Origin of the sequence: Escherichia sp. WS33 (assembly GCF_046486385.1) — a bacterium.
GTDB lineage: Bacteria > Pseudomonadota > Gammaproteobacteria > Enterobacterales > Enterobacteriaceae > ECMA0423.
Window position 1 is genome coordinate 16,521 of record NZ_JBJQLJ010000029.1, and the last position, 22,911, is coordinate 39,431.

18 protein-coding genes are annotated in these 22,911 nt (G+C 53.3%); all 18 read right to left on the reverse strand.

Going from position 1 to position 22,911, the window contains the following annotated elements:
* Positions 1 to 87: 87 nt before the first annotated feature.
* The 18 genes from yghD to glcF all read right to left on the reverse strand — a co-directional run bounded on the left by yghD (position 88) and on the right by glcF (position 22,908).
* Positions 88 to 624, reverse strand: a complete 537-nt coding sequence (gene yghD / locus ACJHXA_RS19450) for a GspM family type II secretion system protein YghD (RefSeq protein ID WP_000942795.1) — start codon at positions 622 to 624, stop codon at positions 88 to 90.
* Position 625: 1 nt separating this feature from the next.
* Positions 626 to 1,804 carry a type II secretion system protein GspL gene (gspL, locus tag ACJHXA_RS19455; protein WP_000094989.1) on the reverse strand — a complete coding sequence of 393 codons (1,179 nt, stop codon included), beginning with the start codon at positions 1,802 to 1,804 and terminating at the stop codon, positions 626 to 628.
* Entirely contained in the window at positions 1,801 to 2,778 is a 978-nt protein-coding gene (gene gspK / locus ACJHXA_RS19460; RefSeq protein ID WP_000633239.1) for a type II secretion system minor pseudopilin GspK, read from the reverse strand. The genes gspL and gspK overlap by 4 nt, the downstream gene beginning before the upstream one ends.
* A complete protein-coding gene (gspJ, locus tag ACJHXA_RS19465) occupies positions 2,775 to 3,380 on the reverse strand; it encodes a type II secretion system minor pseudopilin GspJ (RefSeq protein ID WP_001255030.1) in 606 nt (201 codons plus the stop codon). The genes gspK and gspJ overlap by 4 nt, the downstream gene beginning before the upstream one ends.
* The gene (gene gspI, locus ACJHXA_RS19470; protein ID WP_000820125.1) at positions 3,377 to 3,748 is read right to left on the reverse strand and encodes a type II secretion system minor pseudopilin GspI; all 372 of its coding nucleotides are present in this window, start codon (positions 3,746 to 3,748) and stop codon (positions 3,377 to 3,379) included. Before gspI ends, gspJ begins: the two co-directional genes overlap by 4 nt.
* On the reverse strand, positions 3,745 to 4,308 hold the full coding sequence (gene gspH, locus ACJHXA_RS19475; RefSeq protein WP_001115139.1) for a type II secretion system minor pseudopilin GspH: 564 nt from the start codon (positions 4,306 to 4,308) through the stop codon (positions 3,745 to 3,747). The genes gspI and gspH overlap by 4 nt, the downstream gene beginning before the upstream one ends.
* A gap of 3 nt (positions 4,309 to 4,311) precedes the next feature.
* Positions 4,312 to 4,767, reverse strand: a complete 456-nt coding sequence (gene gspG, locus ACJHXA_RS19480) for a type II secretion system major pseudopilin GspG (protein ID WP_001087296.1) — start codon at positions 4,765 to 4,767, stop codon at positions 4,312 to 4,314.
* 16 nt (positions 4,768 to 4,783) lie between these two features.
* Entirely contained in the window at positions 4,784 to 6,007 is a 1,224-nt protein-coding gene (gspF, locus tag ACJHXA_RS19485) for a type II secretion system inner membrane protein GspF (protein ID WP_001173448.1), read from the reverse strand.
* The gene (gene gspE, locus ACJHXA_RS19490) at positions 6,007 to 7,500 is read right to left on the reverse strand and encodes a type II secretion system ATPase GspE (protein WP_000249368.1); all 1,494 of its coding nucleotides are present in this window, start codon (positions 7,498 to 7,500) and stop codon (positions 6,007 to 6,009) included. Before gspE ends, gspF begins: the two co-directional genes overlap by 1 nt.
* On the reverse strand, positions 7,500 to 9,560 hold the full coding sequence (gene gspD / locus ACJHXA_RS19495; protein WP_000498824.1) for a type II secretion system secretin GspD: 2,061 nt from the start codon (positions 9,558 to 9,560) through the stop codon (positions 7,500 to 7,502). The genes gspE and gspD overlap by 1 nt, the downstream gene beginning before the upstream one ends.
* Before the next feature lie 29 nt (positions 9,561 to 9,589).
* A complete protein-coding gene (gene gspC, locus ACJHXA_RS19500) occupies positions 9,590 to 10,549 on the reverse strand; it encodes a type II secretion system protein GspC (protein ID WP_001317325.1) in 960 nt (319 codons plus the stop codon).
* A gap of 17 nt (positions 10,550 to 10,566) precedes the next feature.
* Positions 10,567 to 10,977, reverse strand: coding sequence for a type II secretion system pilot lipoprotein GspS-beta (gene gspS2 / locus ACJHXA_RS19505; RefSeq protein WP_001349452.1), 411 nt, complete (start codon positions 10,975 to 10,977; stop codon positions 10,567 to 10,569).
* 65 nt (positions 10,978 to 11,042) lie between these two features.
* Positions 11,043 to 11,852, reverse strand: coding sequence for a prepilin peptidase PppA (pppA, locus tag ACJHXA_RS19510; RefSeq protein ID WP_001317326.1), 810 nt, complete (start codon positions 11,850 to 11,852; stop codon positions 11,043 to 11,045).
* 139 nt (positions 11,853 to 11,991) lie between these two features.
* Entirely contained in the window at positions 11,992 to 16,560 is a 4,569-nt protein-coding gene (gene sslE / locus ACJHXA_RS19515) for a lipoprotein metalloprotease SslE (RefSeq protein ID WP_001034504.1), read from the reverse strand.
* A gap of 484 nt (positions 16,561 to 17,044) precedes the next feature.
* Positions 17,045 to 18,727, reverse strand: a complete 1,683-nt coding sequence (gene glcA / locus ACJHXA_RS19520; protein WP_000259303.1) for a glycolate permease GlcA — start codon at positions 18,725 to 18,727, stop codon at positions 17,045 to 17,047.
* A 355-nt stretch (positions 18,728 to 19,082) separates the two neighbouring features.
* Complete coding sequence (glcB, locus tag ACJHXA_RS19525; RefSeq protein ID WP_000084053.1) at positions 19,083 to 21,254, reverse strand: malate synthase G; 2,172 nt, start codon at positions 21,252 to 21,254, stop codon at positions 19,083 to 19,085.
* A 21-nt stretch (positions 21,255 to 21,275) separates the two neighbouring features.
* Positions 21,276 to 21,680 (reverse strand): GlcG family protein, encoded by a 405-nt coding sequence (locus ACJHXA_RS19530; RefSeq protein ID WP_000853256.1) that lies wholly within the window; start codon positions 21,678 to 21,680, stop codon positions 21,276 to 21,278.
* 4 nt (positions 21,681 to 21,684) lie between these two features.
* Positions 21,685 to 22,908: a glycolate oxidase subunit GlcF gene (gene glcF, locus ACJHXA_RS19535; RefSeq protein ID WP_001194682.1), complete on the reverse strand. Its 1,224-nt coding sequence runs from the start codon at positions 22,906 to 22,908 to the stop codon at positions 21,685 to 21,687.
* Positions 22,909 to 22,911 lie beyond the last annotated feature (3 nt).

Below are 22,911 nucleotides of genomic sequence, written 5' to 3' on the forward strand. Positions count from 1 at the left end.
ACGAAAAAAGTTTGCTTATAAAGTCTGGGGGAATTACTCTCGCCACGTTAACGAGAGTAATTTTATTGATACTAATCTCCTGATACTTTACCCCCGTCCAAACTCCAGCCGCTGCACATTCACCATCCCAGTCTTCTCAGCAGCACTGGCATCAATTTGTGTCACCCGCAGCGCATACTTTTCATCCAGCGCGTTTAACCAGTTCAGCAGGTCATTAAACACCACCGGATCTATCCAGACCTGAATATTCTCCCCACGCTCGGCTATCCGCTTGATGACTACCGAGTGCGCGGAAGCGCTGTCACTGATAACCCGCGATACCTGCGCAGGCGTTGTTGTGGCGGATTTTCGCGCCGCCATAATATCCGGCGCGGCGCTCCTCAGTCTGGTGTTCATCGCCACCAGTTGCTGCAACATTGTCTCCTGTTGTTCTATCCGTTCGCTCAACGGCTGCCAGATGAGGACGTAATATCCGACGCTAAACAGGAACACCACCGCTGCCAGTAACATGCCCTTTTCACGCGGAGAACGCCCCGCCAGGTGTTGTGCCAGCCAGTGTTCGCCACGGCTTAACTGGCGTTCACGCCATTGCTGAAAATAGTGAATAAATTTATCGCGTAACATGTTATTTCCTCCGCAACGTTACGCCGCCGGAAACCGCATCACCCTCTTTCTGTAATGCGTCCTGTTGCACAACATAATCGGTTGCCAGTGCACTACGCAGTTTGTCGAAACTGGCAAAGTTAGCAGCCCGCAACTGGAGGTGAAGCGTCTGGCGTTTTTGATCAAAGGTGAAACCACGCATTTCGATGTCGGAAAGTGACGCTGATTTCAGGGTGCTGGCTATCGCTGACAACTCGGCGAGCAGCCGGGTATCGTCGGCCTGTGGGCGATATTTTTTCAGCGCCATCGTCACCTGAGAGCGTAAATTCACAATCCGCTTCTGCTCCGGGAACAACGTTAAGAACTGTTCCTCCGCCTGGGTGCGGCTTTGCGCCACCTGTTCGCTGACGCTCCATAACGTCACGCCCCGCTCCACTGCCAGCGCAACCAGAATCAGCAATATCGGCAGAATCATCACCCGCCAGCGCGCCCACTGTTTTCGGTAGCTGACGCGAGGCTGCCACGGCCCTGTCAGCAGGTTCCCTTCCGGTTCGCCATAAGTGGTAACGGCGGGCAGAGCTGTAACGGTCAGGCGTTCAGCGTCTGCGCCAGCCCATGCTGATAGCTTTTCCGGTGCAATGCCGACTACGGTTAGCGAAAGCGGTAAATCCTGCTCATTGAGCTGGGCGCGGAACATGACCGGAGCCAGCGCCAGCCCGGCGCTCCATCCCCGGCATTCATCGATGCGGCAGATAACCCGTTGCGCATCGCCAGCCATAAACCCACAAGGAATGGACATCCAGTCCGGCGCGACGGTAGCGCGGGTGATGCCGTTTTCCTGCAACCACTGCGCAATGTTGCGCATATGCTGTTGGTGAATCACTGCTACGGTTGCCAGTTGCTGGTCGATTTTCAACGGGGCGAAATGCAGTTCATCGATATCCTGGTTCAGCTCTTCTTCCAGCAAGGCGGGCAGAATAGTCGGTATCTGCTTGCGGGCGACATCAGGCAGTTCAACCTGCCAGACGCTGATCCATTCGCCGGGAATGTAGAGTCGAATCGCATCGGTTTGCAGCCATTGCTGAAGCTGTTCGTCAGCAACGTCAGGCCAGATACCGTGTTCCACGTCGGGTGTACGGCGCTGCCAGCGGACGGTATCGGAGGCGCAAAGCGGGAAAAAAATCTCAAGGATGGAACTCACTCACTTTCTCCTGTCTGATGCCAGAGAACCGAAAAGTGTTGTGGGCCCATGCGGACAATTAACGAATTCATCGTCAGTTCAATCTCATTCACGGTGATATCTGAACGCAGCCAGAAGTAATTGCTGTCCACGCTCAGGACGGTTTTTAGCTGTTTTTTAGTACGCTCATCGACGTCAGCAAGTAGCGGCTGTGCAAGAAACTGATCGACATCTTCCCAGCCCTTCGCCGGACGTTGTTGTAATAATGCCCGCGCCTGAACAGGGCTTAACCACGGGTCAAACAGCGCCTCAAGAAGCACACTTTGCGTGACGTCTAAGGTATTGATGTTGATTTGCTGGCGGGTCATCGGCAGCGCACAGACCAGCGGTTTCAGTTTTTGATAAAGCCCGTCGTCCATTCCCTGCACCACGCGCATCTCGCTGATATCGGCCAGCGGTTGATTCGCGGCGTAGAAAGGCACCGAACGGGCGAGATACTCGCTGTCTTCACGGCCCAGACGTGTCTGGACGCTGCGGTCCTCGTCAATAAACTCCCACAGGCTTTCGGCTATCAGTTCGGCCCGATAAGCAGGCACATCCAGGCGCGAGATCAGGGCAATCAACTGTTGTACCGCAAGCGGACGCGACGCCGTTGTCGGCTGAGCAAGGGCATTCAGGTTAAAGCAAGCCTGTGCGTCACGCAGGGTGACCGCAATTTGCCCCTGCGGCAGAGGGAAGAAACGAGGGCCGGATGCCCACGGCTGTGTCAGATGCACGCGCTTTTCATTTTTCAGGCTCAGACTGAGCGCGCTCAGCGCCAGGCTTTCCGCACTGGCGCTGTACCACAGCGCCTGCTGGTACTCCTGCTGGCTGCGCGTTCGCCCAAGTTGTTGCTGCATCCGCCCGGAAAGCGTGATGGTTACCAGCATCATAACCGCCAGCAATACCAGCACCACGACCAGTGCCATTCCGCGTTTTGGTGGTGAGGTGATCATGATAATTGCGGCCCGCGTAACAACCAGATGCGTTCAATCTCGCCCCATTGCGGCGAATGCAGAGTCATGCGCACTGCCACAGGGATCGCCTGTACTGACGACCAGCTCTCCTGCCAGCGCGTACCATCATAGAACTGCAAACGGAGCGAATCCGCCGGAATCAACTTTTGCATTGTCGGCTTCACGCTGCCTGCGGCATCGGTCAGCGGCCAGGCTAACCGTTCGAGATAACCGTCATGAATGCGGTAACCGACGGTGAGCAGATTGCTGCGTGGCAGACGCATCAACGGGTTAACCACGCCGCCGCGCACAAAGCGCATGCCTTCACTCTCAGACGCCAGCACGCCAGCGCCCGCCAGTAACGCTGGTTCACGCTGGCCCTGTTCGCCTCTTACCGGACGCGGCATCATTTGGGTCAGATCGTGGGTCAGAAAACTCATCGTTTGCTGCATGAGGTTTAGTTTTTGATCATGTCCGGCGACGGCGTTATTCACGCGTGTGACACCGTTTGTCACCTGCTGCGCCATCAGTGCCAGCGAGGCAAAAATGGCAATTGCCACCAACATTTCCAGTAACGTGAAACCAGCGCGAGTCCTTCTCACTGTTGGCCTCCCACGGCGCTAAACCAGGCGCGTCGTGACTGAATCACCGACGAAAAGTCTTCGTGAAGGCTGACTTCAATATCCACAGCCTGGAGCAGCGCGTTGCCTGTACTCAGCGGTGTGGTTCGCCAGTACCAGCGGCTTCCTGCCATATCGCTCTCGCCCTGCTGCCTGACCGCCCGCTGCTCGCGGGTCATCAGGTAGAGCAGCGCGGTCTGGTTTTCAGCCACCCAGCCCGCTACCGTTTTTTCCTCAAGAATTTGCTGATTACTCAGCGCACCGCTGGCAATCTGTAACACCGCCGTGGCAGCCAGCGCAAAAATCGCCAGCGCGAGCATCACTTCCAGCAAGGTAAATCCGCGCTTCATGGCATCCTCTCATCACATTGATTGAGGGATAACGCGCCATCGTGCGCCAGTTTTACCGCCCAACATGCGTTTTGCGCCGCCGAGTAGAAGCGCAGCGTAAACGGCGCGGCGGGTTCAAAAGGCGAAAAACGGATCTGCGGAGTCTTCTTTTTCGCCTCTTTTTGCAGCTCCAGTTCAATATCGTGCAGCGTCAGTCGACGACGTTGCAGCTCCAGCGCATATTCCTTCTGCCAGATATCACTTCCGGGTTGTAACAGCATCTGCACCTGTTTCGGCACCGTAACCTGTGCCGATAACCGGGTCGAGGAAACGGGCGACCACTGCCCCTGACGACGCTGCATAAACTGGTAGCCAGGCGGGTCGATTAGCACACCGAGTGTTTTCCCTTCGATCACTGCCCTGTCCTTAAACTGCGCAAAGCGAGTCAGAAAATCCTGCGCCGCTTTTTTCGCGGGCGATTCAGAATCGGTCGCAAAAGTCTGTACCACGCCCGCACTGGCAAGGCCGATAAGAAAAATCACCAGCATGATTTCCAGAAGTGTGAATCCGCGTTCAGGCACTGCTTACTGAAACTCCTGCAAATTCCAGTTACCGATATCTGCGCCAGCGCCTTCCCCGTTTTCCTGACCATCCGCCCCCAGGGTATAAACATCAAACAGCCCTTTTTCACCCGGACTGAGATACTGATAATCATTGCCCCACGGATCCTTTGGCAGTCGTTTAATGTATCCACCAGTACGGTAGTTGCGGGAGTCCGCCATATTGGCTGGCTGCTGGATCAGCGCCTCAAGCCCCTGTTCTGTGGTCGGATAACGCCCGTTATCCAGTCGGTACATATCCAGTGCGTTTTCCAGCGCCACGATATCGCTGATGGCTTTTTGCCGATCGGCTTTCTCTTTGTTGCCCAACAGGTTAGGCACCACCAGACTTGCCAAGACGCCAAGAATAACAATCACCACCATCACTTCCAGCAGGGTAAAACCTGCCCGTGGTTTTTGTGTGCGGGATAACGAATTCATGTGATAACTCCGTAAATTACATTCCAACCATATTATTCAGTTGCAGCATCGGCTCGAGGATGGCGATGACAATAAACAGCACCACGCCCGCCATCATCACCACCAGCGCAGGCTCAAACAGCCCCAACGCCAGCCCCACCTGGGTATCAAATTCCCGTTCCTGGTTAACAGCGGCCTGCTCAAGCATGGTTTCCAGTTCGCCGCTCTGTTCGCCGGAGGCGATCATGTACAGCATCATCGGGGGGAACAGGCGCAACTCCGCCAGCGCGGCGCGCAGACTGCTTCCTTCGCGGACGCGATCTGCCGCCAGCAGTAGTTGTTGTTCGACATAGCGATTTGCCGACACAGCGGCAGCGGTCTGAATACCTTCCAGTAGCGGAACACTGCTGGCGGTGAGGATGCTTAAGGTGCGGGAAAAACGCGCCGTATTCAGCCCGCGCGCAACACGCCCTGTCACGGGCAGACGCAGCACGGTTTTATCCCAGCGCAGGCGCATAGTAGGATTTTTAAGTAGCCGTTGCCCCAGCACCAGAAGCGCCAGCAATCCCGCCAGCCAGTAAACGCCGCTGGCCTGTAACGCGTCGCTCATGGCAATAAGCGTGCGGGTTGAGGCGGGTAGCGCGTGTCCGAGATGATCAAACTGTTCGATGATTTTCGGCACCACTGCCGTCAGCAAAATAGTGACTACGCCCGTTGCCACCACCAGCAGAACCAGCGGATAGAGCATGGCCTGCAATAGACGTGATTTCAGGCGCTGTCGCTGTTCGGTGTAATCTGCCAGGCGATTAAGCACCACGTCGAGATGCCCGGATTTTTCTCCGGCAGCAACCATCGAACAAAACAGAGAATCAAAGACGCGGGGATGTTCGCGCAGGCTGTCCGACAGGGTGTAACCTTCCTGAATCCGGCTGCGCAGCGCCATTCCGAGGCTTTTTACATGCAGTTTTTCACTTTGCTCACTGACCGCCTGTAAGCAGGTTTCCAGCGGCATTGCTGCCTGTACCAGCGTTGCCAGTTGGCGCGTGAACAGCGCAAGATCTGCCGCCGCCACGCGACGATGTGCGTGCCGCCGACGCTGCAACATCCCCCCTGACGAAGTATTCATCCGGGCTTCAATATGCACGGGGATAAGCTCTTTACCGCGCAACAACTGGCGGGCATGACGCGCGGAATCCGCCTCAATCATACCTTTGGTTTTGCGACCATTACGCTCCAGCGCCTGATAGTAAAACAGTGCCATTACGCCTCCATGGTTACCCGCAGAACTTCATCGAGAGAGGTTTCTCCGGCGAGCACTTTCTCAATGCCGTTGCTGCGGATACCCGCAGAGTGTTGTCGGACATAACGTTCCAGCTCCAGCTCCCCGGCCTGACGGTGGATCAAATCACGCAATGTGGCATCCACCACGATCAGCTCATGGATGGCAGTCCGTCCGCGAAAACCTTTGTGATTACAGGCGGGACAGCCCTGTGGATGGTACAGAGTGACGGTACGGGCGTCGGTAATTCCCAGCAGGCGTTTTTCTTCGTCAGTGGCTGGTGCGGGCTGGCGGCAGTCGGGACACAGCGTGCGAACCAGTCGCTGCGCCATCACGCCCGTCAGACTGGAAGAGAGCAGGAAAGGCTCCACGCCCATATCCTGCAAACGTGTGATCGCCCCCACCGCTGTGTTGGTATGCAGCGTGGAAAGGACCAGGTGTCCGGTAAGTGAAGCCTGGACGGCGATTTCTGCGGTTTCGGTATCGCGAATTTCACCGACCATCACCACATCCGGGTCCTGACGCAAAATCGCGCGCAGCCCACGGGCAAAGGTCATGCCGACGCGGGTGTTAACCTGCGTCTGACCGATCCCTTCAATCATGTATTCGATGGGATCTTCAACCGTGAGAATGTTGCGCGAATGGTTGTTCAGCTCCTGCAATCCGGCGTACAGCGTGGTGCTTTTGCCGGAACCCGTCGGCCCCGTCACCAGAAAGATGCCGTGCGGTTTGTGTAACAGCTGGCGCAACTGCGCGGTCAGTTGCTGGCTAAGCCCCAGACGCTCCAGCGTCAGGCGGGCCTGGTTTTTGTCCAGCAGTCGCAGCACCACGCGCTCGCCCCAGGCAGAAGGCATGGTGGAGACACGCACGTCAATCGCCCGGCCGCCCAGCAACAGCGCAATACGTCCATCCTGCGGCACGCGCTTTTCGGCAATGTCCAGCCGCGCCATCACCTTGATACGCGACACCAGCAGCGAGGCCAGTTTGCGCCCCGGGCGCAGCATTTCATGTAATGTGCCGTCAACGCGAAAACGGATCACCAGACTCTTTTCAAACGTCTCGATGTGGATATCCGAAGCGCCTTCTTTAATCGCCTCTGCCAGCATGGCGTTGATCAGTTTGATGATCGGCGCATCGTCGTCACTTTCCAGCAGATCTTCCGTTTCTGGCAGTTCTTCCGCGAGAGTAAAAAAGTCCTCAGCAGAACCGAGATCTTCCATCAGCTGGCGAGCCTCGGAAGAGTCCCGCTGCCAGACCGCATTCAGCCGCTGTTCAAATTCGGCCCCGTCGATTTGCCGCAGCGTAAAGGGCGCGTTCAGCCCCCGCTGCAGCTCCTGCAAAACAGAGAGCGACAACGGATGCACATGGAGGATCTCCAGCGACGCTTCGCACCATGCCACCAGGCTAAACCGACGGCTGAAACTGTAGGGCAGACGCACGGTGTTAGCGGTGGTTTCCTGTGCTACAGGCACCATTAACGCGTTCTCCCGGCATTAAGGAATGCACGAACTTCCGGCGGTAGAGCCTGATTTTGCGCTGGCAGTACCGGCTGCGCGGTGTGCGGCATCAGGCTTAAACCTTGCTCATCGCGATAGATCTGCTCGGCGCGCATGTAGTTATATTTGCGCTGCGACACGCCGTCTGCCGCCATACCGTCACGCAGAATGGTCGGACGGATAAACACCATCAGGTTACGTTTTTCTTTTTTATCCGCCGTCGATTTAAACAGGTTACCAATCAATGGGATATCGCCCAGCAGCGGCACTTTCGCCACGCTTTCTCCCGCCTGATCGTCCATCAGACCACCAAGCACAATCAGCTCACCATCGTTAGCCAGCACGGTGGTTTTCAGTTTGCGCTCACCAAACACCACGTCGAGGCTGGTCTGTCCTTCCACCTTCGAGACTTCCTGCTCAATCACCATCTGTACCGCGTTACCTTCGTTAATCTGCGGCGTGACTTTCAGCATGATGCCGACTTTTTTCCTTTCTACTGTATTGAAAGGATTGCTGTTATTGGAGCCAACGGTAGAGCCGGTTAATACCGGAACGTCCTGGCCCACCATGAAGAAGGCTTCCTGGTTGTCCAGCGTAGTGATGCTCGGCGTGGAGAGAACGTTCGAGCTGGAGTCGTTTTTAACCGCCTGCACCAGTGCCATCCAGTCGCCTTTCACCACGCCAACCGCCGTACCGCTAAATCCAGAAAGAAGCTGGGCGAGTGTGGAGAGATCGCCGTTGGTATCCGGATTAATGGTGGTAGCGCCGTTTTCACTGATCACCGTCGAGCCTTTCTGCGGTTTCGCCTGAGAAATGGCTGCCCCCAGCGTACCGATAGGGATCTGCGTACCATTAGCAAACTGCATTAATCCGGCATCTTTCGACGCCCACTGCACGCCGAAGTTGATATTGCTACCTTCGGCAACTTCCACGATCAACGCCTCGACGTGCACCTGAGCACGGCGAATATCCAGTTGTTCAATCACGCTTTGCAGCGACTGCATGATGTCCTGCGGTGCGGTTACAATCAGGGCATTACTGTGTTTGCTGGCGGCGATGGATACAATCTCACGCCCGCTACCGACCGTGCCTTCCGCCTCTTCTTTAGCCGCCGTGAGCGTGCCGCTGACCTGCTTCAGCACATCGACCAGATCTTCGGCTTTGCTGTATTTGAGATAGAACACCTGGCTGTTGCCGCTGCGTTCCATTTCTGAGTCCAGCCGACGGATCAGGCGGCGCATTTTGTCCCGCGTGGCCGGGTCACCACTGACAATCACACTGTTGGTGCGTTCGTCGGCGACAATTTGAGATTTCAGCGTCGCAGGCTGGTTCTCGCCGCTGTTTTTCGTCAGGCTTTCCAGCACGCGGGCGATTTCCGAAGCCGAGGCGTTATCCAGCGGGATCACCTCTTCGGTGCGATTACCCGCGTGATCCACGCGCTGGATCACTTCTGTCAGGCGCTCCACAACGGAGGCGCGTCCGGTGAGCATAATCACGTTGGAGGGATCGTAATTAACAACATTGCCTGAGCCTGCGCTGTCGATCATCTGGCGCAGAATCGGTGCCAGCTCGCGTACCGACACATTACGTACCGGCACTACTTTGGTGACCATTTCATCGCCCGCGTAGTTGTCGCTGCCTTCACCGACCAGCGGCAGCGGCTCGACTTTCGCAGCGCTGGATTTCACCACCTTCAGCACGTCGTTTTCCATCGGTACGACGGCATACCCCTGTGCTTCCAGCAGGTTAAGGAATAGCTGGTAATACTGGCGTTCATTGAGCGGGGTCATGGTGCGAATACTCACTTTCCCCTGTACGCCCGGCCCCATAATGATGGTTTTATTAAGGTTAGCGCCGACGGTTTCGATGAACGATTTCAGGTCGGTATCTTTAAAATTAGCGGTGAAAGTGGCTTCTTCCGCCCAGACCGGTGAACTGCATAATGCCGCTGCCAGCACCAGCGGCAGTAAACGCTTTTTTGTTTTGAGGCCAGTTGTCTTCTTACGCCAGACCGACAACGTAATATCACGCCAAAACACGATGAATGATTCTCCTGGATTAAATGCGGTTAGCGCAGCGCGATGGAAATGTCGTGGCGCGCACCCTTGCGTAAAACCGTAAGTTGAATGGAATCCATTGAAGGTAACTGCCGCATCAGAGCAATCATTGCTCGTGGATCAGTGAAATCCTGCTGATTTAGCGCAATGGCGATATCGCCTTCCTTGAAACCGCTGGCATCGAACAGAGAACGATCTGCCCCCGGCTTCACTGCATAACCGACAATCCCCTCCTTACGCACAGGCGTAAGCTGGATATAGTTAAAAATTTTCTGCGGATCTTTCGCCAGTGCCTGACGCACGGCAGTCGGGATCTCAACTGGCGCACTGGCAGCAGGCTCAGCAACAGCTTGCTTTGCTTCGTCACTGACAGCTTTTTTGTTGGTCACGGCAACAGTGGAACGCTCCTCTTCAGCCAGGCTCAGGCGCTCTATTTTTCCCTGATAGCGCAGCATCACATGGTCGCGATTGATTTCCTCAATCACCGCATTGTGCGAGCCAAGCGTTTCACCCTGCAAATAGACCTGCTGTTTACCGCCTTCTTCAATAACCGCGCCGGGTCTGGCACCAAAGGCAATCCCGCGCAGCACCACATTAAGACGCGTTTCTGCCACAGGCACAGGTTCGGGTTGTTTTACCGGCGTGGCGACGGGCTGATATTTGCCAAACCAGTTTTGCTGGCTGATTAATTGCACGTCATTTTTATCGAACGTTTTTGCATCCGCACGGGGCGGTTTATTCGCCGATGGGGAAACAGCCGTATATTCCGCAGAAAAGGAGAAATAGCGCCAGAGTGAATGCGCCACTTTTGCAGAAATAATAAGCAGCATCAGCCAGAACATCCCGCGTACAATTTTTCGCAGATGCTCTTTGTCTGTATTAAGAGATTGTCTCTGGTTAAGAGTGTGACGAATTTTTGTCAGCCATTGAATGAGATAAATTCGTGCGTCACGAAAAACAACCCGCGCCAATTTATATCTACCCGACGTTATGCTTTGACTATTCCACAGGTGGTACGATCCAGTTTCCGCTGATACTGGTTACCTGTACGTGTATCATTAATCGTTATGCTGTAATTAATTCCCTCAGTGAGCATTAATTTCACTGTTGGGTCAGCGCACATTTGTCGTTGATAGCTGATTAAAAAGGCGTCTGGCGTCTGCGTGGTCTGAGTACCCGCTTCGCTGATAATGGTCATTTTTACCGTCGTGCCGCTACTTTGTGCCAGCACTAAGGTATATCCCGCAGATTTAATCGGCAGGTTTTGGCTGATATTTTGCGCCTGTTTTTTCGCCAGCAAACTGGCGTTTTCATTATGGCTGGCACAGCCACTTAATAATCCTGTAACGCTCAACAATAGCGATATTAATACCCTCCCTGGCATCTGTTTTATCGACATGGTAAATAATCTCTAAGGTTATTAATAAGAGTTAAAATGTCACTTTGATAATGACGTGGTTATCATTAAAACAATGCCTGTAGATAAAGTGTTGCTATACCGCCCAGACTTAAACACGGTCCAAAAGGCAGTGTGGTTGATCCTTTTTTTATAATAACGGCATATATCAGGCCGCAGCATGAGGCGATTAAAGCAACATTGGGCAGTGACAACGGCCCCACCCAACTACCTAACGCAGCGAACAATAATACATCGCCCATGCCTAATGCTTCTTTACGCAGAACTATTCCGGCTATCCAGCGCAGAGAGTAAAAAGTGATAAACCCCACCAGGACGCCGGTGACTGCATCTTGTAGCGTGAGCGGGCTCTGCTGCGCCCATGCCGCAATTAGTCCCGTCCACAATACGCCCTGAGTAAAAACATCGGGCAGCCATTGGTGATCGAGGTCAATGACGCTCGCGGCAATCAGCCAGGCGGATAATATCATCACCGCCAGCGCCCATCCACTTTCCGGCCAGACCAGACTCGCCAGCAAAAAAGCGAGTGCTGTCAATAACTCCACCAGCGGATAACGCTTGCTGATTTTCGCCTGACAGTCGCGGCAGCGCCCTTTGAGCATCAGCCAGGAGAGCAGCGGAATATTGTCACGTATCCGGATGGTCTGCTGACAATGTGGGCAGTGCGAACGCGGTAGCGCAAGGCTTATTTTTGACTGCGCACTCGGCATTTCACCATGAAACTCCGCCATTTGTTGGCGCAGCATGATGGGGTAACGCCAAATCACCACATTCAAAAAACTGCCGATAATCAATCCTCCGACGGTAGCCAGTATGGGCATCGCCGCGGGGTATTGCTGAAAAACATCAAAAAGCATGGTTAAAGGTTGTTTGTTGTAACTTGCCGGATGCGGGCCTGCAGGTGTATGCCATATGGCTTTCCTCCAGGCCCAATAAGCTGGCGCAACCCGGTGCGCCTTATTTCATGCCGGATGCGGCGTGAACGCCTTATCCGGGTTATTCAGCAGGCATCGAATACTCGGTAACCTTATTAATGGTTTCCGGCCCTTGCTTCGGTTTCGGCAGATTGAGTGACGCCAGCGTGTTGTACGCCGACTGGCTCACACCGCCCTCGAAGCTCATCTCGCTCGCCCCCGGCAGCTGGTAAGCATTCGCACCCGGATTCCATTTCTTAAAGAACTCCGAAAGATCCGTCTGAGCGACCCAGGATGCACACAGCATCAGCGTGTCAGCAGCGTTACCGTTGGATTCAGCACAGTAATTCTTGCCACCAAAGGTCTTGTCACCAACGTCATCGCCGCGCGCTTTACGGTGCATCAACTGGAACAGGTTCCAGCCTTTCATCCCTTCACGCTCGCTGTAAAACTCTGGCAGAGGAGTGCCATCTGGATACCATTTCTTGATATCAAAGTTTTTCTCTGCCCATTCCTTCAGCTGCGCGTACATCAGCAGACGGTCACCCGCACCGCCGCGTGCCCATGCCTGGTTGTTGCTCTCCTCCAGATATTCCGGTGCGACGGTAATATCGTCAGCGACACGGTTCATCTTGCCGAGATAGCGATCCTGCATGTACAGCGCCAGCACGTTGTTCGCGACTTCAGTTGCACCCGGTACAGTCAGCGGTGTTTCTGCGGCGTTGTGCCCTACTTCGTGCCAGATCAACCAGTCGTTCAGCGGCGTCGTCGGCAGCGTGGTGCTGTTCGTCGAGAAGCTGCTGTTCATTACCGGATAACCCGAGTGCGCATCACCGATGGAGATCTGCACATCGTTTGTGAAACGATGTTTATGTCCCGTCAATGCTTTATAGGTAAACATCCGGTGCTTACCGCTCGTTTCATCACGACCGTAGAAGTCATTCATCGATCTGGCAAAGGTGTCCAGATCGTTAGCGAATTGCTCCAGTCCGCCAGTGTAATTGCTGGCATTCAGGTTCTTCTTCGGTGTGGTATAGACGAAAGCGTCTGATTCCAGCTCACCCAGCGGAGCCGGTGAGTTCAGATCGTTTTTCCATGCGCCGTCTTTATAGAACGGTGCTTTTACCACGCCAGTAAAGGTGAAGCTGGCAGATTCATTGGTAGAGCTATTGCCCTTGATATAAATCAGGCCACCGTAAGGCACCTTGAACTTCACCGTACCGCTAGCGTCCAGAGAGTACGTTTTAGTCACTCTTGGCGGACGGTTCAGCGCAACTTCATGCTTCTCACGTCCGGTCAGGTCGTCAGCCAGCGCCACGGTGACGGTCACAGGAACGTTCGCATTGGACTTAATGGTGACCTCTTTCTGAGCCGGTGCCCACAGGCCAGTTGACTGCATGTTACCTGCAAACCATTTGGTCGGATTCGAGTACAGGCTGATGGTTTCAGTAACGTTCTGTCCCTCTTCCGATACTGCTCCCGGATACTTCTCGACATCAACTTTGATGTTCAGATCCCACCAGGAACGGCCCAGCATCAGGCGTGTCAGCGGTTTTTCCATATAGTTGAGCGGGTAGCTCGGGTTCATCATGCCCGCTTTGCTGCTACCGTCACCGTAGATCATGTTGTTATCGACCAGCGATTTTTTCAGATCTGCAGAACACTTGGTGCCGCCTGCATAGGCATCATTGGCGTAGCAGTTCAGGAACTCGGTGAACGTTTTAAAGCCCAGCTCGTCATTTTTGCCTTCTTCATAACGATAGCTCGTATCGTTCCACAGCCAGACCGACATGTTCTGGTACAGACGTTCCAGATCGACGCTGCTCAGACGCTCACCTTTGCGACCATTGGTCCGGAAGTAGAGCTCATGCTGATACAGACGCTGAATGTTGGTGCCTAAATCCGCAGCCTGCACCATCGCTTTTGCAGTGTCGGCGTTAAGGCTTAGTTGCGTATACTGTGGAACATACATGCCACCAGTAACCGGAACCCCCGTGCCAGGACGATATTCCAGACAGTTGACCTCATAGTGATATGCCGGATTAGTACACTCTTTCAGCCCCGGGAACGCGGCGAAAATTTTCTCCTTCGCAGCCTTCAGAGAATCCTCTGTTTTATGATCGGCCTCATCAATAAAGGCATAACGCGTTTCCTGTTTGCCATCTACATCTTCCAGCCAGCTGGCAACTTCCAGCTTCGGTTTGTCATCAGGTTTGTTTTCTACCTGATATTTCCACTTAACTTCCCCTGTCTTACTATCGATGGTGTACGGCAGCGCACCATCTACGGCAGGATAACGTTCATAGACCCAAATGCCCGTTGCGCGCTGCTGACGAACGCGGTTCGGATACCCTTGCGGATCGTTATTTACTACCGACTTGTTCAGTGCCATCGACAGACCTGCGGCATCCAACAGACGCACAAAACCAGACGCGCTCTCTTCCTTAAGATTGCTCATCACGTTTTCCATGATCAGCACCGATCCACCTTTGTTCAGATAGGCGATCAGATCGGTCACATCCTGCTGAGTCAGCTTCGGTTTGCTGGTATCTGCACGCAGCGGGATTGCATAAGGATCGTTACCCACCTGAGTCACATATTCAAAGCCGTTAAGGATCAGCAGCGGCATTTCCTGCGGATCGAGATCGCCATAGCTACTTAAATGCTCAACAGAGATGCCCGCAAAATCCGGATGGAAGTCGAACGCAGCGCTGTTTCCTGTAACCTGACCATGACGTTTAAAATAGACAGTATCCAGGTTGGTGCCTACGGTCATGCTGGCTTTCGCGTCCGGCGTCCATTTATCGTCGGACAGATAGCGCAGCACGTTCTCCATGAAGTTCTTCATGTCATCCGGGTCGCTGTTGAGCGTACACTGCCCATCTTTATTAACGCCCCCGTTCCAGCTGTAACCGTTCGGGCAACGCAAAATGCTGTTGTAGTGTGGGTTACCGATAACCATCAGTTTGCCCTCACCGACTTGCCCCAGCGAAATAAACGGCAGGTTGAAAGTGGCGGTATCGCGCGTAACGTTTTCCGGCTCAACAAGAGAAGGCGCTTCCGTAATGTACGCCAGCTCATTTTTATCCCAGGCGCGTTTTTCGCCAAACGCCAGCCAGTAGTTTTTATCATTACGCGCCATCAGAATCGGGAAGGCCGCGTTGGAGATATTCACCACCGCCTGACCGCGCGCATTACCCGTGCTGCCATAGAAGTTGGTAGAGTCATGGAATACATGGAACTTGCTGACAGATTTGTAGTTCGTATCCACGCCCCACAGCTTGTTGATAACGCCCTGAATCTGGCCGTCATTAACATTGCGCGTCGTCAGCGAGAACCAGCGAGCCTCGTTACAACCGTCGGTTTTCGCACAAATCGCGGTATCGATCTCTTTGGCCTGACCCGTCTTAAACTGCTCGATAAATGCGTTTGGCAGATTAACAACTTGCTCACCTTCATCCAGCGTCGCACCGTTGGATAACGAGAGATTGATAATCTCGTTGATCACGTTGGGATATTCGGCAAAGACCTTGCGTACATCATCCGGAACAACACGGGTATTATTTTGCCCGGTCGTCGAATAGCGATGAATAAGCTGATCGATATTCGCCCCGCGAACTTCATCACCCAGTTCAGTCAGCGCAATGGTCGACTTATTGCCGCGCACTGAACCCAGTTCAAAGGTATCGATACCAAAGGAGATGGTTTCGCCCCAGCTAAAAGAAAATTCACCATTTTCCCCTGTCACGCCACGGCCTGAATTGGTGTAGTAGTTGACGCCAGCAACACCATATCCCTGGCTATCCACCAGGCGACCTTCTGAGAGAATGATTTCCGAAGGTTGATACTGATAAAACTGTTCCGCGTTAGCCGACACGAAGGAGGCGTTCAGATCCGGTTTTGTTCCCGGAGTCGTGACGGGGACTACCGGTGAAGTATGAGTGGATGGCGCTTTATCAGTCGCGGCATTGTTTTCCACCTCTTCATTGACCAGCTTTTTGAACTCTTCCGGTGCCAGATCGATTTGCTTATACAGCGAGTCGAAACGTTTACTCTCGATCACCGAGGAGAACTCCAGGCACACCTGTTCTGTATTCGCCGGGCAACTGTTCATGGAGGTGACCAGCGAGAGCGCATTGCTTTTCTTGTTGTCGGAACCCGCCAGTTCTTGCGCGTCCTCAAGACTAAACGACACTTTTTCAACCGCACGCAGGCTACGCGCAGCTTCTGACTGGGTGTCGAAGGTAGCAATTGTCGTGTTGTTCCCTGCCACACAGGTGACTTTGTCGCCTGGTGTAAAGGTAAAGCCATCGCTGGATTCATCATTACAGGTGATATCACCAGTTACCCGCAGGCTTCCGCCCAGAGTCAGATAACCCGTTTTCGTAGGAACAGGTTCTGGCTCCGGTTCTGGTGTTGGCTCAGGATCAGGTGTCGGTTCCGGCGTAGGTTCTGGGTCCGGCGTTGGCTCAGGCGTCGGCTCCGGGTTTGGTGTTGGATCAGGTTTCACTTCCGGCAAAGACCCTGTTCCAGAATCTACAGGCGGCGTATCGGAGGAAGATCCGGAGCCACCGCCATCACAACCGGCTAACAGGGTTGCACTCAAAATAGCCGCTAAAAGCGATTTCTTATATTTAAATTTCTTATTCATTAATAACGCAAGTGACAAAACAATGTTAAAAAATTCGTAACTGGGAGAAATAGTTTTATGCTTTATCTTCTTTAATAATTTCCTCCATTCTTAAGAAAACGACATCATTGATAGAAAACAGGTGAAATTTATAAGAATAACCCCTATTTGATGTCTGGCTGGCTATTTTTACGAAATTTCAATAAACAAAAAATTAACAACATTTCACAACGCAACTATATAAATTCGTTGGTAGTTTTAACGATTAAGATTGCAAAAGCAACAGATAGAACGGTGTTTGCTCATCAAGCGAACATAATTAATACAGACTTGTTTTGCGTGATAAAAAAATAGATGTTCTCACGCTCCTAATTATTTAGCAGGTTATCTGAACACAAAACATTATTGCCGCATGGATAATAAAGCGAGAAATAATTTTCAATTAATAAGACAGAATAATGTAAATGAAGCCGGATGATATTAACGATCATCCGGCATTATTGATTTACGAGACCAACATTCCAGTAAACACATACGCCTGCAACAACGTGATAACGCCGATAACGCTGGCAAAAATCAGACTGTGCTTCACGGTGTAGCGGAATAGTTCAGATTCTCGGCCCACCATGCCCGTCGCGGCGCAGGCCACGGCGATAGATTGCGGGGAGATCATCTTGCCAGTTACGCCGCCGCTGGTATTTGCTGCCACCAGCAGAGTGTCAGAGACGTTGATTTGCTGCGCCGTGGTCGATTGCAGTGAACCAAACAGGGCGTTTGAAGAAGTGTCCGAGCCGGTAAGGAATACCCCCAGCCAGCCGAGGAACGGTGAGAAAAACGGGAACATCACGCCTGTACCTGCCAGTACCAGCGCCAACGTGGTGGACATGCCGGAATAGTTGGTGACGAAGGCGAACGCCAGCACCATGCCAATCGACAATATCGGCCACTTCAGACTAATTAGCGTTTCGGCAAAGACGCCAATCCCTTTCTTGATGCCCACGCCGAGGATGAAGATAGAGATAATCGCCGCAATAAAAATAGCGGTGCCGCCAGCCGAGAGAGGGTCGAATTTAAACACCGCATCCATTGGCGTTGGTTGGGCGACAATGGGTGCCGCTTTCAACACTTGTTGATGCAAATGAGGGATCTGGAAATTAATCACCAGTGAATAAAACGCGCCGCCCGGAGCAAATAACGCTTTAAACGGCTTCATGGTCCAGATGGTGACCAGCACCGTTAAGATTAAAAACGGTGACCACGCACGAATGATTTGCCCCAGACTATATTCTGAAGGCACGGGACCGCCAGAAGATGGCTTATTTACCACCATCGCACCTGCGGATTGCCCCATGCTGATTGCCGTTTCGGTATTTTTCGGCCGCCAGACTTTAAGGAATAAAGCGAGTGAGACGATACTCACCAGCGCCGAAGTAATATCCGGCAGTTCCGGACCAATATAGTTAGAGGTAAAGAACTGAGTGACAGCGAAGCTTCCCCCAGCAACCAGCGCCGCTGGCCACGTCTCTTTCACCCCTTTCCAGCCGTCCATCATTGCTACCAGCCAGAACGGCACAAGAACCGACAGGAACGGTAACTGACGTCCCGCCATTGCGCCAATGTGGAACGGATCGATTCCCGTTACCTGACCGGCGACCAGAATCGGCACGCCCAACGCACCAAACGCCACTGGCGCAGTGTTGGCAATCAGACACAGCCCCGCCGCGTATAACGGTTTGAAGCCCAGGCCCACCAGCAGCGCACCGGTAATCGCCACCGGCGCACCAAAGCCAGCCGCTCCTTCCAGCAACGCACCAAAGGAGAAACCAATCAGTAACACCTGCAAACGCTGATCGTCGGTGATGGAGATAACCGAGCTGCGGATAATATCGAACTGACCGCTGGCAACGGTTAATTTATAGAGGAACACCGCCGCGACAATAATCCACGCAATTGGCCATAATCCATAAATAAAGCCATAGCCTGCAGCAGCAAATGCCATATCAATCGGCATTTTAAAGGCGAATATCGCAATCAGGATAGATAAGATAAGGGTTATTGCTCCAGCGACATGTCCTTTCAGACGTAATACCGCGAGTGCAACGAAGAAGAATATTATCGGGATCAGGGCGACCAGAGCGGATAGCCCCAGTCCTCCCATCGGCATATACATTTGGGTCCAGGTAACCATATTGTTCAGTCTCTTATTATCTTTATATGCTTGATATACTTAAGGTTGTAATAAGCAAAAGAGGACTGAACTGTAAAATATAGGCGTTATACTTTACAGCAACAGTACGCCGCTAACGCAATTGCTACCTCTGGCATAACAAGTATATCGGGTAAGGGTTTCTGTTCCGCACACGCAGGCGCAGAGTATCGTTAAGATGTCCATATTGTTGTTTTAGGCCCGCTAGTAATGCGCTACGGGTATTTAATATTGTTAAACCCTGATAATCGCTCCGGTTATTTCCGGGATAAATGTACTACCGCAGTTACTATCATAGCCCCGACAATAAAACTTGCCGGGGCTTTTTTTGACGCTATTAATGACTTTCTTTTTCGCGTAAACGCCAGGCGTGTAATAACGGTTCGGTATAGCCGTTTGGCTGTTTCACGCCGAGGAAGATTAAATCGCTGGCAGCTTTAAAAGCACACGAGTTAGCGAAATTCCCCGCCATCGGACGATAAGCCGGATCGCCAGCGTTTTGCTGATCAACCACTTTCGCCATATTCTCCAGCGACGCCTGCACCTGTTCTTTGGTCAGAATACCGTGACGTAACCAGTTGGCGATATGCTGGCTGGAGATACGCAGCGTTGCGCGGTCTTCCATCAGCGCCACATTGTGAATATCCGGCACTTTTGAACAACCAATCCCCTGCTCCACCCAGCGCACCACGTACCCCAGAATCCCCTGCACGTTGTTATCCAGCTCTTGTTGGATCTCTTCCACCGACCAGTTAGCGTTTTCAGCCACCGGAATAGTCAGCAGATCGTCCAGCAGCGGTTCAAATTCAGCATTGAACTCGGTCTGGGCAATGTTGGCTTGCACGCTCTGTACGTTGGTTTGGTGGTAGTGCAGCGCATGGAGCGTAGCAGCGGTTGGTGACGGAACCCAGGCTGTGTTTGCCCCGGCACGCAGTTGGTCGCCCTTCTGGCTGTACATGTCTGCCATCAGGTCCGGCATTGCCCACATGCCTTTACCAATTTGCGCTTTACCGCGCAGCCCACAGAACAGACCGGAAAGCACGTTATTACGCTCGTAGGCTTTGATCCACGGCGTCGATTTCATCTGGTTTTTACGCAGCATCGGGCCAGCTTCCATCACCGAATGCATTTCATCGCCGGTACGGTCGAGGAAACCGGTATTGATGAACGCCACGCGATTGCGCGCCTGAGCGATACAGCTACGCAAGTTCAGCGAGGTCCGACGTTCTTCATCCATAATGCCCATTTTCAGGGTATTCGGTGCCATACCGAGCATTGTCTCAATGCGGGTAAACAGTTTGTTGGCGAACGCCACTTCCTGCGGACCGTGCATTTTCGGTTTCACAATATAGACGCTGCCAGTGCGCGAGTTTTTCTGCACTTTTAAATCATAGAGGGCGATCGCGCCAGTCATGACGCCATCAAGAATGCCTTCCGGGATTTCATTGCCTTCGCTGTCCCAAATCACAGGAATGGTCATCAAATGACCCACGTTGCGGATAAACAGCAGCGAGCGTCCGTGCAGAGAAATTTCAGAGCCATCGGCGGCGGTGTAATGACGATCGTCATTCAGTTTACGCACGATTTGTCGACCGTTTTTCTCCATTTTCTCTTGCAGAGTCCCCTGCATCAGGCCCAGCAGATTGCGGTACAGCAGGATTTTATCTTCCGCATCAACCGCCGCGACCGAATCTTCGCAGTCGAGAATGGTACTGATGGCCGCTTCGACGATAACATCGTTGATGTGCGCCGGATCGTCTTTGCCAATCCGCCCGTTGGCATCAATTTGCAGTTCAATATGCAGGCCGTTATTTTTCAGCAAAATGCAGGTCAGCGCAGCGGCATCGCCACGGTAACCGACAAACTGCGCCGGGGTACGTAACGTGGTTTCTTTACCATTTTTCAACTGGATGCGTAATTGTTTATCGACCACCTTAAACGCCACCACATCCTGATAGCTGCCGTTTTCCAGCGGTAGAGATTCATCGAGGAAACGCCGAACCCAGGCGATAACCTGCTCACCGCGTTGCGGATCGTAGCCGCTGACCATCGCCCCTTCCTGCGGGATGATGTCGCTGCCGTATAACGCATCGTACAGTGAGCCCCAGCGAGCGTTCGCCGCGTTCAGCGCGTAGCGGGCGTTCATTGCCGGAACCACCAGCTGTGGCCCCGCCTGACTGGTGATTTCGCTGTCAATGCCCGTGGTTTCCACCGTCACGCGCTCCAGTTGCGGCACCAGGTAGCCCAGTTCACGCAGGAAAGATTTATAGGCCGCTTTATCTTTTACCGGCCCCGGATTGCTGCGATGCCACTCATCAAGCGCCGCCTGAATGCGATCGCGTTCTGCCAGCAACTGACGATTTTCTGGTGCCAAATCGTGAACGATTTCATCAAAATTGCGCCAGAACGCCGCAGCGTCCAGCCCTGTTCCCGGTAAAACTTCTTCATCCACAAAACGTTTAAAATTGGCGTCAATGCGTAAACGGCCCTGGGTTATGGTTTGACTCATTGTTTATCTCCTCGTTTTCGCTTATTTCGCCAACACCGCTGCTGCCGCTTTCGCGACCTGCGCATCCTGTGCTCCGGTTAAACCAGAAACGCCCACGGCACCAATAATTTGCCCATCCACAACAACTGGTACGCCGCCTTCCAGCGACGTCAGTAACGGCGCAGTCACGAACGCGGTACGTCCGTTGTTCACCATCTCTTCATAGCCCTTAGTTTCACGACGCCCCAGCGCGGCGGTACGCGCTTTCTCCTGGGAGATGTAAGCCGCAATCGGCGCGCAATCGTCCATGCGACTTAACGCCAGCAGATGACCGCCGTCATCGGCAACAGCAATGGAAACCGACCAGTTATTTTTCTGCGCCTCTTCCTGACCTGCGGCAATAATTGCACTCGCCATTTGCTGGCTAAGAATGACTTTAGTTTTCATTTTGTTATTCCTTTTCAAGGGCTTGTTCTACAATTTCAATCCAGTGACGCACAGAGGTACGACCGGCGCTCGCCAGATGCGTCTGGCAACCAATGTTGGCGGTGACGATCATTTCCGGTTTGCCGCTTTCCAGCGCATTCATTTTGTTATCCCGCAGCTGGCGTGCCAGATCGGGATGCGTTAACGCATATGTTCCCGCTGAACCGCAGCACAGATGGCTGTCGGGAACGTCCGTTAAGGTAAATCCAAGACGAAGCAACACTTTTTCCACTTCGCCGTTCAGCTTTTGCGCATGTTGTAGGGTACACGGGCAGTGGAAGGCCAGTTTTTTATCGCCGCGAACTGCCAGTTTTTCCAGCGGTTCCTCGCGCAGAAGCTCGACTAAATCGACCGCCAGTTCACTGACTTGACGCGCTTTATCGGCATATAACGCATCGTTTTTCAGCATCTGCCCGTACTCTTTGACAAACGCGCCGCAACCGCTGGCGGTTTGCAAAATTGCCTCGGCACCTGCTTCAATCGCGGGCCACCAGGCATCAATATTATTGCGCGCCCGTTCCAGCCCTTTCTCCTGCGCATTAAGATGATAGTCCACCGCGCCACAACAGCCTGCTTCGTTAGCTGACATGACGCTGATCCCCAGACGATCCAGCACTCGCGCAGTTGCCGCGTTGGTGTTGGGCGAAAGCGTAGGCTGGGCGCAGCCTTCCAGCATTAAAACCCGACGCTTATGGCGCAGCGGCGGACGCGGTTTAGCTTTCACCGTTTCAGCAGGCAGTTTTGCTCTGACCTGTTCCGGTAAAAACGGTCGCAGCACCAGCCCTACCTGCGTCAGCGCACGGAAGACCGCCGGACGCGGCACTACCTGGCGCAATCCTTCGCGCAGCATTCGCTCCGGCAGTGGGCGTTTCACTTTCTGCTCGACAATATCACGCCCGATATCCAGCAAATTGTGATAGCGCACACCAGAAGGACAGGTGGTTTCACAATTGCGGCAAGTGAGGCAGCGATCGAGATGCTCCTGTGTTTTAAGCGTGACTTCGTTGCCTTCCAGCACCTGTTTAATCAGATAGATGCGCCCGCGCGGCCCGTCCAGTTCATCGCCCAGAAGCTGATAGGTTGGGCAGGTTGCGGTACAAAATCCGCAGTGAACACAGGCGCGCAGGATGCTGTCGGCTTCCAGCGCGCGCGCGTTCTGCCGCATCTCTTCAGTTAATTGGGTTTGCATAGC

Bases quoted from the DNA above. Each gene is read 5' to 3' on its own strand.
- yghD (WP_000942795.1), bottom strand. From the start codon at position 624: ATGTTACGCGATAAATTTATTCACTATTTTCAGCAATGGCGTGAACGC.
- gspK (WP_000633239.1), bottom strand. From the start codon at position 2,778: ATGATCACCTCACCACCAAAACGCGGAATGGCACTGGTCGTGGTGCTG.
- gspI (WP_000820125.1), bottom strand. From the start codon at position 3,748: ATGAAGCGCGGATTTACCTTGCTGGAAGTGATGCTCGCGCTGGCGATT.
- gspG (WP_001087296.1), bottom strand. From the start codon at position 4,767: ATGAATTCGTTATCCCGCACACAAAAACCACGGGCAGGTTTTACCCTG.
- gspF (WP_001173448.1), bottom strand. From the start codon at position 6,007: ATGGCACTGTTTTACTATCAGGCGCTGGAGCGTAATGGTCGCAAAACC.
- gspE (WP_000249368.1), bottom strand. From the start codon at position 7,500: ATGGTGCCTGTAGCACAGGAAACCACCGCTAACACCGTGCGTCTGCCC.
- gspS2 (WP_001349452.1), bottom strand. From the start codon at position 10,977: ATGTCGATAAAACAGATGCCAGGGAGGGTATTAATATCGCTATTGTTG.
- pppA (WP_001317326.1), bottom strand. From the start codon at position 11,852: ATGCTTTTTGATGTTTTTCAGCAATACCCCGCGGCGATGCCCATACTG.
- sslE (WP_001034504.1), bottom strand. From the start codon at position 16,560: ATGAATAAGAAATTTAAATATAAGAAATCGCTTTTAGCGGCTATTTTG.
- glcA (WP_000259303.1), bottom strand. From the start codon at position 18,727: ATGGTTACCTGGACCCAAATGTATATGCCGATGGGAGGACTGGGGCTA.
- glcB (WP_000084053.1), bottom strand. From the start codon at position 21,254: ATGAGTCAAACCATAACCCAGGGCCGTTTACGCATTGACGCCAATTTT.
- ACJHXA_RS19530 (WP_000853256.1), bottom strand. From the start codon at position 21,680: ATGAAAACTAAAGTCATTCTTAGCCAGCAAATGGCGAGTGCAATTATT.
- glcF (WP_001194682.1), bottom strand. From the start codon at position 22,908: ATGCAAACCCAATTAACTGAAGAGATGCGGCAGAACGCGCGCGCGCTG.